General features: G+C 69.7%; 11 protein-coding genes. All 11 read left to right on the top strand.

Annotated elements, in window-relative coordinates:
• The coding region (locus E3O60_RS18640) for a primosomal protein (protein WP_174845043.1) at positions 1–1,664 on the top strand (1,664 nt) is incomplete at its 5' end.
• Positions 1,600–2,682 (top strand): HAD-IIA family hydrolase, encoded by a 1,083-nt coding sequence (locus tag E3O60_RS00980; protein ID WP_134408837.1) that lies wholly within the window; start codon positions 1,600–1,602, stop codon positions 2,680–2,682. The genes E3O60_RS18640 and E3O60_RS00980, both read left to right, overlap by 65 nt.
• Before the next feature lie 10 nt (positions 2,683–2,692).
• Complete coding sequence (locus tag E3O60_RS00975; RefSeq protein ID WP_133163905.1) at positions 2,693–2,959, top strand: hypothetical protein; 267 nt, start codon at positions 2,693–2,695, stop codon at positions 2,957–2,959.
• Entirely contained in the window at positions 2,956–3,903 is a 948-nt protein-coding gene (locus E3O60_RS00970) for a TlyA family RNA methyltransferase (protein ID WP_241993182.1), read from the top strand. The genes E3O60_RS00975 and E3O60_RS00970 overlap by 4 nt, the downstream gene beginning before the upstream one ends.
• A gap of 5 nt (positions 3,904–3,908) precedes the next feature.
• Positions 3,909–4,829, top strand: coding sequence for an NAD kinase (locus E3O60_RS00965; protein WP_088455761.1), 921 nt, complete (start codon positions 3,909–3,911; stop codon positions 4,827–4,829).
• Between the two features lie 9 nt (positions 4,830–4,838).
• Positions 4,839–6,560, top strand: coding sequence for a DNA repair protein RecN (gene recN, locus E3O60_RS00960; RefSeq protein WP_134496891.1), 1,722 nt, complete (start codon positions 4,839–4,841; stop codon positions 6,558–6,560).
• A gap of 50 nt (positions 6,561–6,610) precedes the next feature.
• The gene (locus E3O60_RS00955) at positions 6,611–8,266 is read left to right on the top strand and encodes a CTP synthase (protein WP_174776715.1); all 1,656 of its coding nucleotides are present in this window, start codon (positions 6,611–6,613) and stop codon (positions 8,264–8,266) included.
• Entirely contained in the window at positions 8,259–8,933 is a 675-nt protein-coding gene (locus E3O60_RS00950) for an NUDIX hydrolase (RefSeq protein ID WP_134496889.1), read from the top strand. The genes E3O60_RS00955 and E3O60_RS00950 overlap by 8 nt, the downstream gene beginning before the upstream one ends.
• The gene (gene xerD / locus E3O60_RS00945) at positions 8,930–9,847 is read left to right on the top strand and encodes a site-specific tyrosine recombinase XerD (RefSeq protein ID WP_241993181.1); all 918 of its coding nucleotides are present in this window, start codon (positions 8,930–8,932) and stop codon (positions 9,845–9,847) included. Before E3O60_RS00950 ends, xerD begins: the two co-directional genes overlap by 4 nt.
• A 69-nt stretch (positions 9,848–9,916) precedes the next feature.
• The gene (locus tag E3O60_RS00940) at positions 9,917–11,152 is read left to right on the top strand and encodes a low temperature requirement protein A (RefSeq protein ID WP_198415676.1); all 1,236 of its coding nucleotides are present in this window, start codon (positions 9,917–9,919) and stop codon (positions 11,150–11,152) included.
• A gap of 108 nt (positions 11,153–11,260) precedes the next feature.
• Entirely contained in the window at positions 11,261–12,148 is an 888-nt protein-coding gene (locus E3O60_RS00935; protein WP_088455765.1) for a ParA family protein, read from the top strand.
• The last annotated feature ends 73 nt before the right edge of the window (positions 12,149–12,221 follow it).

Raw genomic sequence — 12,221 nt, 5'->3', positions numbered from 1 at the left:
AGCGCGACGGCGACCGCCCTCCCTACCGCGGGAACAGCGACCGCCCGGCGTACCAGGGCAACTCCGACCGTCCGCAGCGCGACGGCGACCGTCCTCCGTACCGGGGCAACAGCGACCGTCCGGCATACAAGGGCAATTCCGACCGCCCGCAGCGCGATGGTGACCGTCCTCCCTACCGCGGCAACAGCGACCGCCCGGCATATAACTCGGACCGTCCGGCGTACAAGGGCAACTCGGACCGCCCGCAGCGCGATGGTGACCGTCCTCCCTACCGCGGCAACAGCGATCGTCCCGCGTACAACTCGGACCGTCCGGCATATAAGGGCAACTCCGACCGTCCGCAGCGTGATGGCGACCGTCCCGCGTACAAGGGCAACAGCGATCGTCCCGCGTACAAGGGCAACAGCGACCGTCCGCAGCGCGACGGTGACCGTCCCGCGTACAAGGGCAACAGCGACCGCCCCGCGTACAAGGGCAACTCCGACCGTCCGCAGCGTGACGGAGACCGTCCCGCGTACAAGGGCAACAGCGACCGCCCCGCGTACAAGGGCAACTCCGACCGTCCCCAGCGCGATACCGAGAACAAGCCGTGGCTGAAGGACAGTGCCCGCGGCGGCTCGCCGACCCGCGCCGGAGCTCCCCGCGACTCCGGCAAGAAACTGTGGACCCGCGAAGGCGCCCCCGCCCGCGGTGACCGCGACGCCCGCGTCGTCGAAGAGGAGATGACCGAAGAGCAGCGCATGCAGCGCGAGCTGCGTTCGGTGCGCCCGCGTCACGACGACCCCGAGCTGCCCGACGACATCACGTCCGAGGACCTCGACCGCATCGCCCGCAATGAGCTCAAGACCCTCACCAAGGACAACGCGGAAGCCGTGGGCCGTCACCTGGCCATGGCCGCCCGGGTCATCGAGGAAGACCCGGAGCTGGCGCACCGCCACGTCATGAGCGCCGCGCGTCGCGCCGGCCGCATCGCCGTGGTGCGCGAGAGCCTGGCCATCACGGCCTACGCCACCGGCGACTTCGCCCTGGCGTTGCGGGAACTCCGCACCTACCGCCGTATCTCGGGCTCCAACGCCCAGCTGCCGCTGATGGTGGACAGCGAACGCGGCGTAGGCCGCCCCGACCGCGCCCTGGAGCTGGGCCGTTCGGTGGACCGCTCCACCCTGCCCGCCGGCGTTCAGGTGGCCCTGGCCATCGCCATGTCCGGCGCCCGTCTCGACCTGGGGGAGACCGAGGCCGCGCTGAGCGAGCTCGAAATCGCCCAGCTCGACCCCAAGACCGCGTTCTCCTACAGCTCGGAGCTGTTCGCCGCCTACGCCGAGGTTCTCGAAGAACTCGGCCGCACCGACGAGGCCGACGTCTGGAACGAACGTGCCTCCCGCGCGGACGCCGCTCTGAACGGCGACGTCGACGAGACCATCGAGATCGTCGAACTCGACGAAGAATTCGATGAAGACGAGGACGAGGACGAGGACGCCGACCAGGATGAGGACGAGTCCGATCAGGACAACGCCGACACGCCCGACGAGCTCGAGACCGCCGACGACACCATCACCATCTCTGACACCGAAACTGACACCGAGGACGCTGCTTCATCCGATGACGAATCACACGACGACGCCAAGGGTGTGGACGAAGATCCTGAAACGACGCCCGTTGACTGAGCCGGCCACACCCCTGGCCGGCATCGACGTGGTCCTGGCCGACCTCGACGGTGTCGTCTACGCCGGCCCACACGCCATCCCGTACGCGATCGACGGCCTCAACAAGGCCGCTGAAAGCATCCGGGTGGGCTACATCACCAACAACGCATCACGCACGGATGCATCCGTGGCCGGCCACCTGACCGACCTCGGTCTCACCGTGGCGCCGTCCGACGTCGTCACCTCGCCCCAGGCAGCCATGCGGCTGCTCGTGGAGCAGGTGCCGGCCGGATCGCGGATCCTGGTGGTGGGCGGCGACGGTCTCGTCGACGAACTGCAGAAGCACGGCTTCGAGGTGACCCGGTCCGCCGAGGATTCCCCGGCCGCCGTGGTGCAGGGCTTCGCTCCTGACGTGGGCTGGACCCAGCTGGCCGAGGCCAGCTTTGCGCTGAACGCCGGCGTGACCCTGGACGGCGACTACCCGGGCATTCCGTGGATCGCGACGAATACCGACTGGACCATTCCGCAGGCCCGCGGCATCGCCCCGGGCAACGGCACCCTGGTCTCCGCGGTGCACACCGCGGTCGGGCGTCTGCCGCTCGTGGCCGGCAAGCCGGAGATCCCGATCTTCCTCGAGGCCATCAAACGCTTCGATGCCACCGCCCCGCTGTTCATCGGCGACCGGCTCGACACCGACATTCTCGGCGCCAACCGCGCTGGGATGCCGTCGGTGCTCGTGCTCACCGGCATCGACAAGGCCAAGCAGGCTCTGGCGGCCGGCCCCACGGAGCGTCCGACGTTCATCCTCGAGGACCTGCGCCAGCTGCACGAGCCCTACCCCGTGACGGTCTTCTCCAAGGACAAGTCCCAGGCCACGGTCGACGGCGCCAGCGTGCGCATCCACGGCGCCGACGTGGAGATCATGGCCGTCGGCGACGACGGAATCAACCTGTTGCGGGCCGCCTGCGCCGTGATCTGGGCGTCCGGCCGACCGATCTACGGCCTCAACGTTCCGGAGAGCCTCTATCTCGGACGGTAGCCTAGGAGGCGTGAGTGCAGACGGAGTAGATGCGGCCGGGCCGCCCAGTGCGCCGACCCCGGGTCGCCCGGGGCCGCGCCCGACGCCGTCTGCACCAGCGCCCGCGCCTACCGACGACGCACCCGCCCCGCCCGTGCTGGACGGTGACCTCGAGGCCCGCATCACGGCCGCCGAGGCGCTGCCGCTCGAGGACCGGGCCGCGGCGTATCTCCAGCTGCACGACAGTCTGCGCGACCACCTCGAAGGTGGCGACGTGCCCCGATCGAAGGCCGAATGACCACCTCCAGCACGCCAGAGCCAGACCCCGAGATGGGGACCCAGCACGAGGACGCGCCGGAGCCGAGACGGTCGGCGCCACAGCCCACCAGCGTGCCGATCAGCACGCCACCGGCGTCCGCCGCTGAACCCACGGTTTCACCCACGGGGGAGCAGCGCCTGGATTCGGCGCTGTTCGAACGGAGCTTGGTGCGATCGCGCACCGTCGCCGCCCGGCTCATCACCGAGGGCCTGGTCACCGTGGACGGCAGCCCTGTCGTCAAGGCATCCGCCAAGGTGCGCGAGAGCCAGGTCATCGCCGTGGCCCCCACCGACCACTACGTGAGCCGCGGAGCGCACAAGCTCGTTGCCGCGCTCGACGCGTTCGATCTACCGGTCGCCGGCCGCACCGCGATGGATGCCGGTGCCTCCACCGGCGGCTTCAGCCAGGTGCTGCTCGAACGCGACATCGCCCGGATCATCGCCGTCGACGTGGGCCACGGCCAGCTGTCGCCGACCATCAAGGCCGACCAGCGGGTGACGCTCGTCGAGGGCTTCAACCTGCGCTACGCCACCGCGGAGTCCATCGCGGGAGCCTCCGGCATCACCGAGCAACCCGACCTCGTCGTCGGCGACCTCTCGTTCATCTCCCTCACCACGGTGCTGCCGGCCCTGGTTGCCACCGCAACCGAAGGTGCCGACTTCGTGCTGCTGATCAAACCCCAATTCGAGGTCGGTCGCGGCGGCATCCGGGAGGGTGTCGTGCACAACGCCGGACTTCGCGCCGACGCCGTCGCCGGTGTGCTCTGGGCCGCCTGGGACCTGGGGCTCGGCGTGAACGGCCTGATCGCGTCGCCGATCGCCGGGGCCGCAGGCAACCACGAGTATCTCGTGTGGCTCAGACGTGGAACCGGAACTAATCCGACAGAATGGATCGATCGGATAACCATCCTGGTGGGAGCGTGACGCGCATGACCGCAACGCCACGACACATCCTCGTCGTCGCCCACACCGGCCGTCAGGACTCCCTCGAAGCCGCGGCCACCGTCTGCGAACAGCTGATCGCCGCCGGCGCCGTACCGGTGCTGGCCGCCGAGGAACGCGCCGACCTGCTGGCGTCCTGCCCGCAACTGAACGGCAGCACCGCCGTGCTCGGCGAGACCGTGCAGGCCACCGACCTGGAACTCGTGATCGTGCTCGGCGGCGACGGCACCATCCTGCGCGCCGCCGAGATCGTGCGCGGCTGCTCCGCGCCGCTGCTGGGCATCAACCTGGGCCACGTGGGATTCCTGGCCGAAAGCGAACGCGACGACCTTGGCGAGGCCGTGCGTCGCGCCCTGCTGCGCGACTACCTCGTGGAGGAGCGCATGACGCTCTCGGTGAGGGTGAAGGTGGACCACGAAGTGGTCTACGAAACCTGGGCGCTCAACGAGGCCACCGTCGAAAAGGCCAGCAGGCAGCGGATGATCGAGGTCATCATCGAGGTCGACGGCCGCCCGCTGTCCGCCTTCGGCTGCGACGGCGTGGTGCTGTCCACCCCCACCGGGTCGACCGCCTACTCGTTCTCCGCCGGGGGACCGATCGTCTGGCCGAGCCTGGACGCCCTGCTGCTCGTGCCGCTGAGCGCCCATGCCCTGTTCGCCCGCCCCCTCGTTGTCGGACCGGACTCCTCCCTCGCCGTGGAGATCCTTGCCCGCGGCGACAGCACCGCGGTGCTCTGCGCCGATGGCCGTCGCGTGCATGATTTGCCGCCTGGCGCCCGGGTGGTCGTGCGACGCTCACCGGTTCCGGTACGTCTCGCCCGGCTGCACAGCGGCCCGTTCACCGACCGGTTGGTGAACAAGTTCAACCTGCCCATCACGGGCTGGCGGGGCCCGGTCGGACGTGAGTGAGGTGACCGCATGATCGAAGAACTCGTCATCCGCGACCTCGGCGTGATCAAGGAAGCCACCCTGCCGCTCGGCCCCGGCTTCACCGCCATCACCGGCGAGACCGGCGCGGGCAAGACCATGGTCGTCACCGCGCTCGGCCTGCTGCTGGGCGAGCGCGCCGACCCGGGCACCGTGCGCGCCGGCCAACCGCAGAGTTGGGTGGAGGGCCGCTGGCTGATCGCCCCCGACGGGTCCGTCGCCCAGCGGGTGCGGGACGCCGGAGGAGACCTCGACGGCCCCGAGCTGCTGCTCAGCCGTTCGGTGTCGGCCGAAGGCCGCAGCCGCGCCGTCGTCGGCGGCCGCAGCGCCCCCGCCGGGGTGCTCGGCGACCTCGGCGGTGACCTCGTCGTCGTGCACGGCCAGTCCGACCAGGTGCGCCTGCGGTCCACCTCCGCGCAGCGCGGGGCTCTGGACCGGTTCGCCGGCCCCGAACTCACCGAGGCCCTCATGGCCTTCCAGCACGTTTACCACCGCTGGCACGCCAACCAAGCCGAACTCGACCTGCTCATCGCCGAGCAGGACCGCCGGGCCCGAGAAGCCGAAGACCTGCGCCTGCGGATCGCCGAGATCGAGCTCGCCGCCCCGCAGCGCGGCGAAGACGACGAACTCGCCGGCCGCGCCGAACGCCTGGGCAACCTCGAAGAACTCCGGCTGGCCGCCGCCTCGTCTCGCGAACTGCTCTCGGCCGAGGAATCCACCGACGACACGCCCGATGTCGTCGCCCTGCTCGAATCCGCCCGCCGCCAGCTGGACCGGGCCGCCGCACACGACCCGGTGCTGCCGCCGCTGGCCGAGGCCCTCGCCAACGCCGGCTTCATCGTCGCCGACATCGCCGCCCAACTCTCCAGCTACCTCGCCGGCCTGGACGCCGACGGCGCCAGGGAACTGGAGGTGGTGCAGGAGCGCCGCGCCGAGCTGAGCGTGCTCTCGCGCAAGTTCGTCGGCGGCCTCGACGAGGCCATCGACTTTCTCGACACCGGCAGCAGCCGCCTGCTCGAGCTCGACAGCGACTCCGACCGGATCGACGCCCTGCGCGCCGACACGGCCGCCGACCGCGACCTCGTGCAGCGGCTCGCCGAGGCGCTCACCGGCATCCGCACCACCGCGGCCGCCGCGCTCGGCGCCGCCGTCACCACCGAACTGGCCGCGTTGGCCATGCCGGACGCCCGCCTGGTGGTGGAGATCGACCGGCTGGACGAGGTCTCGGTGACCGGCCACGACCTGGTGCGCATCATGTTGCAGCCCCACGCGGGCGCCGAGCCGCGGGCACTGGCGCGTGGCGCATCCGGGGGCGAGCTGTCGCGGGTGATGCTGGCCATCGAGGTCGTCATCAACGCCACCGACCCTGTGCCCACCTTCGTCTTCGACGAGGTCGACGCCGGAGTGGGCGGCGCGGCCGCGATCGAGATCGGCCGGCGACTCGCCCGACTCGCTGAAACCGCCCAGGTGATCGTGGTCACCCACCTCGCCCAGGTGGCGGCGTTCGCCGGCAACCACCTCAGCGTCGTCAAGGACAGCCACGGCTCGGTCACCGCGAGCAGCGTACGCCAGCTCACCGGCGACGACAGGGCCGCCGAGATGGCCCGGCTGCTCTCCGGACTGCCCGACTCCGCCAGCGGCCTCGAGCACGCTCGCGAGCTCATTGAACTTGCCCACTCAACTCGCTCCAACGGAGAGGCCCCAGCTAGGTGATAGGATCGAAGCCCGTGGTGAACATTACAAACGCGGACAATTCAGACGGCATTACGAAGCACATTTTTGTGACCGGTGGTGTCGTTTCTTCATTGGGTAAAGGCCTGACGGCGGCAAGCCTCGGCAACCTCCTGACTGCTCGCGGCGTACGCGTCGTCATGCAGAAGCTGGACCCCTACCTCAACGTCGACCCGGGCACGATGAACCCGTTCCAGCACGGTGAAGTCTTCGTCACCGACGACGGCTCGGAGACCGACCTCGACATCGGCCACTACGAGCGCTTCCTCGACATCAACCTCACCCAGGCGGCGAACGTCACCACCGGTCAGGTCTACTCACAGGTCATCGCCCGCGAACGCCGCGGCGAGTACCTCGGCGACACCGTCCAGGTCATCCCGCACATCACCGACGAGATCAAGCGACGGATGCGCCTGCAGGCCAGCGACGAGCCGCGCCCCGACGTCATCATCACCGAGGTCGGCGGCACCGTCGGCGACATCGAGTCGCAGCCCTTCATCGAGGCCGCCCGCCAGGTGCGCCACGAGCTGGGCCGCAAGAACGTCTTCTTCGTGCACGTGTCGCTGGTGCCGTTCATGGCCGCCTCCGGTGAGCAGAAGACCAAGCCCACCCAGCACTCCGTCGCAGCGCTCCGCTCCCTCGGTATCCAGCCGGATGCCCTGGTGCTGCGCAGCGACCGCCCCGTCTCCGAATCCAACAAGCGCAAGATCGCGCTGATGTGCGACGTCGAAGAAGACGCCGTCGTCAACTGCGTCGACGTGCCCAGCATCTACGAGATCCCCGCCGTGCTGCACGAGCAGGGCCTGGACAAGTACATCACCGACGCCCTGAGCCTGCCGGTCAAGGACGTGGATTGGACCGCCTGGCAGCGCGTGCTCGACGCCGTGCGCGAGCCCAAGCACGAGGTCACCATCGGCCTGGTCGGCAAGTACATCGACCTGCCCGACGCGTACCTCTCGGTGACCGAGGCGCTGCGCGCCGGCGGTTTCGCCCAGCAGACCAAGGTCAAGCTCGAGTGGATCGCTTCGGACACCTGCGAGACGCCCGAAGGCGCCGCGGCGATGCTCGCCGAGCTCGACGGCATCTGCGTGCCCGGCGGCTTCGGCGTGCGCGGCATCGAGGGCAAGCTCGGCGCCCTCAAGTTCGCCCGCGAGAACGCCATCCCCGTGCTCGGCCTGTGCCTGGGCCTGCAGTGCATGGTCATCGAATACGCCCGCAACAAGGCCGGCCTCGACGGCGCCTCGTCGAGCGAGTTCGAGCCCGAGACCGAGTTCCCCGTGATCGCGACAATGGAAGAGCAGGTCGAGATCATCGCCGGCGGCGACCTGGGCGGCACCATGCGCCTCGGCCTGTACCCGGCCAACCTCGCCGACGGGTCCATCGTTGCCGAGCTCTACGGCGCCCCGGTCGCGTCCGAGCGTCACCGTCACCGCTACGAGGTGAACAACAACTACCGCGCCCAGATCGCCGAGGCCGGCCTGTGGTTCTCCGGCACCTCGCCCGACGGCCACCTCGTCGAGTACGTGGAGCTGCCCCGCGCCGAGCACCCGTTCTACGTGGGCACCCAGGCCCACCCCGAACTGCGCTCACGCCCCAGCCACGCGCACCCGCTGTTCGTCGGCCTGATCGGTGCGGCCCTGGACCGCCAGCAGGCCAGCCGCCTGTTCGAGGTCAAGGAAGATGCCTGAGACCCTCGCCGCCCGCGCCGAAGCCGACGCGTTGCTGCCCCGTATCGAGGATGAGCCGGCACCGACCGCGCTGACCTCCAGTGCGGTGCGGTTCGACGGTCACGTGTGGAACATCCGCCAGGACGCGTTCGACTACAACGGCGCCGAGATCGTGCGTGAGTACGTCGACCACCCCGGTGCGGTCGCGATTCTCGCCCTCGACGACCAGGACCGGGTGCTGCTGATCCAGCAGTACCGGCACCCGGTGCGGATGCGGGAGTGGGAGCTGCCCGCCGGGCTGCTCGACGTCGACGGCGAACACGCTCTTCTCGGCGCCCAGCGCGAGCTGGCCGAAGAGACCGACGTCGTCGCATCCGAGTGGAATGTGCTCACCGAGTTCTACACGTCCCCGGGCGGCAGCAACGAAGTGATCCGCATCTACCTGGCCCGCGGCCTGTCGCCGGCCACCGAGGCCTTCGACCGCACCGACGAGGAAGCCGACATGGTCACCCGCTGGGTGTCCCTGGACGACGCCGTTGACGCCGCGCTGGCCCGCCGGGTGCAGAACCCGTCGCTTGTTGTCGGTGTGCTGGCTGCCGCCGCCTCCCGCTCCCGCGGCTGGGCGTCGTTGGCGCCGGCCGACCTGCCCTGGCCGCGGCATCCGAACAACTGGGACCACACGGTGTGACCGGCCCCGCGCTCATCGAGCCGGCCGTGCACTCGTTCTTGCGGCATGTCTCGATTGAACGCGGGCTGAGCGCCAACACCGTCGCCGCCTACCGGCGCGACCTGGTGATCTACGCCGGCTGGCTCACGGATACCGAGATCACCGATCTGCGCGCCGTGACCGGGCCGCAGGTGAGCGCGTTCGTGCAGCACCTGGGCAGTCGCACCGAATCGCCGCTGACCGCGGCCTCCGTCGCGCGGATCCTGAGCACCGTGCGCGGCTTCCACCGGTTCCTGCTCGAGGAATCGCTGGTGGACGTGGACGTGGCGCACGAGACCAAACCGCCCAAGCTCGGCCTGCGGCTGCCCAAGGCCATCTCGATCGAGCAGGTGAACGCGCTGCTGGCCGCGACCGACGGGGAGGAACTGCAGCAGCTGCGCGACAAGGCGCTGCTCGAACTGCTCTACGCCACCGGGGCGCGGGTGTCCGAGGTGGTCAACCTCAACGTGGACGACATGCTCGAGGAAGACGTGGTGCGGCTCACCGGCAAGGGCAACCGGCAGCGCATCGTGCCCGTCGGCAGCTTCGCCCGGGCCGCCGTGGACGCGTACCTGGTGCGGGCCCGACCGGTGCTGTCGGGGCGGGGTAAGTCCACCCCGGCGCTGTTCCTCGGCGTGCGGGGGCATCGGGTGAGCCGGCAGAACGCCTGGTTGATCATCCGGGCCGCCGCGGAACGCGCCCAGCTGGGCATCGAGGTGTCGCCGCACACGCTGCGGCACTCGTTCGCCACCCACCTGCTCTCCGGCGGCGCCGACGTGCGCGTGGTGCAGGAACTGCTCGGTCACTCGTCGGTGGCCACCACCCAGATCTACACCCTTGTCACCATCGACACCCTCCGCGACGTGTACACCACGGCGCACCCCCGCGCCCGCTGACCCGCGCCGCCCGCCGGTGACCTGTGTATGTGTGTGTGTTTCGCAGGCAAGGGCGGCCACAATGGGGGAGTGACCCGTACCTCAACACCACCGCCCGCACCGACGCCGGCCGGCCGCTTCGGCATCCGCCGCAATCTGCTGCGGCCCGAGGACTCCACCAGCTCCGACCGGGTCACCTACGTCGAGCTGTTCTTCGACCTGATCTTCGTCTTCGCGCTCACCCAGCTCTCCCGCTACCTCTACGAGAACCAGTCCTGGGAGGGTGCCCTCGAGTCGGCGATGCTGGTGCTCGCGCTCTGGTGGGTGTGGGTCTACACGACCTGGGTGACCAACTGGCTCGACCCGGCCAAGCTGCCCGTGCGCGGCGTGGTGCTGGGCCTGTCGCTGGTGGGGTTCGTGGTGAGCGTCTCGATCTACGAGTCGTTCGGCGACCGCGGCATCGTCTTCGCGCTGGCCTACTCGGTGCTGCAACTGGGCCGCACGGCCTTCATGGTGCTCGCCGTGGCCCGGCACGACGCCGAGCTGCGCCGCACCTTCGTGCGGATCCTGATCTGGCTGGCTCTCTCGAGCGTGTTCTGGATCGTCGGGGCGCTGCTGCCGTTGCAATATCGGCTGCCGCTCTGGCTGATCGCCCTGGCCATCGAGTACCTCTCCGCCGGGGTCGGCTTCCGGGTGCCGGGACTCGGCGCGTCCGGCATCGACCAGTGGAACCTCTCCGGCCCGCACATCGCCGAGCGCAGCGCCCTGTTCGTGATCATCGCCCTGGGCGAATCGCTGCTGGTCACCGGATTCGCGTTCGTCGCGAAGGAATCTTCGGCGGCGAGCGTCCTGGGCATGCTGCTCGCGTTCGGTGCGACCGTGGCGATGTGGTGGCTGTACTTCGACCACAGCGAACGCGCCGGCGCCAAGGCCATCGCCGCCGCCGCGGAGCCCGGTCGCATCGCCCGGCTCGCGTACACCTACGTGCACGCCGTGATCATCGCCGGCATCGTGCTCACCTCGGTGGCCGACAAAGAAGTGCTCACGCATCCGCACGCGGAGATGACCCTGTCCACCGCGGTGGTCCTGGTGGGAGGGCCGGCGCTCTACGTGCTGGGGATGCTGCTGTTCCGGCTCGTCGTGGCGCGGGAGCTGCTCGTGTCGTACCTGATGGGCCTCGGGGCGCTGCTGGTTGCGTTCGGCGCGGCCTTCGAGCTCACCCCGCTGCAGCTGGGCTCGGTGACCACCGGGGTGCTCGTGATCGTGGCCGGCTGGGAGACCGTGGTGCGGGTGCGCCGGGGCACCGACGACAAGAAGGCCGGCTGACTCAGCCGGCGAGGCAGCTGGCGGCACACCGGGGAATCTGGCCGGGCTGGGCCTCTCGGCTCGGTAGAATCAACCAAGTGAACTGCATGACGGATCGAGGACAGCCCAGTGGCGCGTAGAACGGATAGCCGGACGCAGCTTCCCGGACTCGAGGAACCACCCACCGGTGCGACCGGTCGCCCGCTGCAGGTGTTCGATGAGCCCGCCCCGCTGAAAAGTCACGGCCCGGCGCGCATCGTCTCGCTGTGCAACCAGAAGGGCGGCGTCGGCAAGACGACGACCACCATCAACCTGGGAGCGGCACTGGCCGGTTACGGCCGCCGGGTGCTCGCCATCGACTTCGACCCGCAGGGCGCCCTGTCGGCCGGTCTCGGCGTGCCCACCCACGACGTCACCACCATCTACGACCTGCTCCTGAGCGGCTCCAAGGATCCCAAGGAAGCCATCCAGCAGACCTCCGTCGTGGGTCTGGACATCATCCCGGCCAACATCGACCTCTCCGCCGCGGAGGTGCACCTCGTCAACGAGGTCGCCCGCGAGCAGATTCTCGCCCGGGTGCTGCGCAAGGTCTCCAACGATTACGACGTGATCCTCATCGACTGCCAGCCGTCGCTGGGCATCCTCACCGTCAACGCCCTCACCGCCAGCCACGGCGTGCTGATCCCGCTGGAGTGCGAGTTCTTCGCCCTGCGCGGGGTGGCGCTGCTCATCGAAACCATCGACAAGGTGCGCGACCGGCTCAACCCGGCCATCGAACTCGACGGCATCCTGGCCACCATGTACGACTCCCGCACCCTGCACTCGCGCGAGGTACTCGAACGGGTCGTTGACGCGTTCGGCGACCGGGTGCTCGACACCGTCATCGGCCGTACGGTCAAATTCCCGGATGCCAGTGTCGCGGGGGTGCCGATCACCGAGTTCGCTCCGGAACACGCCGCCGCCAAGGCCTACAAGCAGGCGGCGCGGGAACTGATCCAGCGTGGCGCGGTCGCCTAAGCGCACCTCGGCCGCTTCGGCCCGCGTCGCGGCGACCACCGCCACGACCCACACCCGCACGGCCGGCACCGGC

It is taken from the genome of Cryobacterium sp. TMB1-7 (genome assembly GCF_004402435.1).
Taxonomy (GTDB): domain Bacteria; phylum Actinomycetota; class Actinomycetes; order Actinomycetales; family Microbacteriaceae; genus Cryobacterium; species Cryobacterium zongtaii.
This window is presented reverse-complemented; position numbering and strand designations above follow the sequence as displayed.

What these genes read in the sequence shown, in the direction of transcription:
- E3O60_RS00980 (WP_134408837.1), top strand. Translation starts at nt 1,600, where the DNA reads ATGACGAATCACACGACGACGCCAAGGGTGTGGACGAAGATCCTGAAA.
- E3O60_RS00970 (WP_241993182.1), top strand. Translation starts at nt 2,956, where the DNA reads ATGACCACCTCCAGCACGCCAGAGCCAGACCCCGAGATGGGGACCCAG.
- E3O60_RS00965 (WP_088455761.1), top strand. Translation starts at nt 3,909, where the DNA reads ATGACCGCAACGCCACGACACATCCTCGTCGTCGCCCACACCGGCCGT.
- recN (WP_134496891.1), top strand. Translation starts at nt 4,839, where the DNA reads ATGATCGAAGAACTCGTCATCCGCGACCTCGGCGTGATCAAGGAAGCC.
- E3O60_RS00950 (WP_134496889.1), top strand. Translation starts at nt 8,259, where the DNA reads ATGCCTGAGACCCTCGCCGCCCGCGCCGAAGCCGACGCGTTGCTGCCC.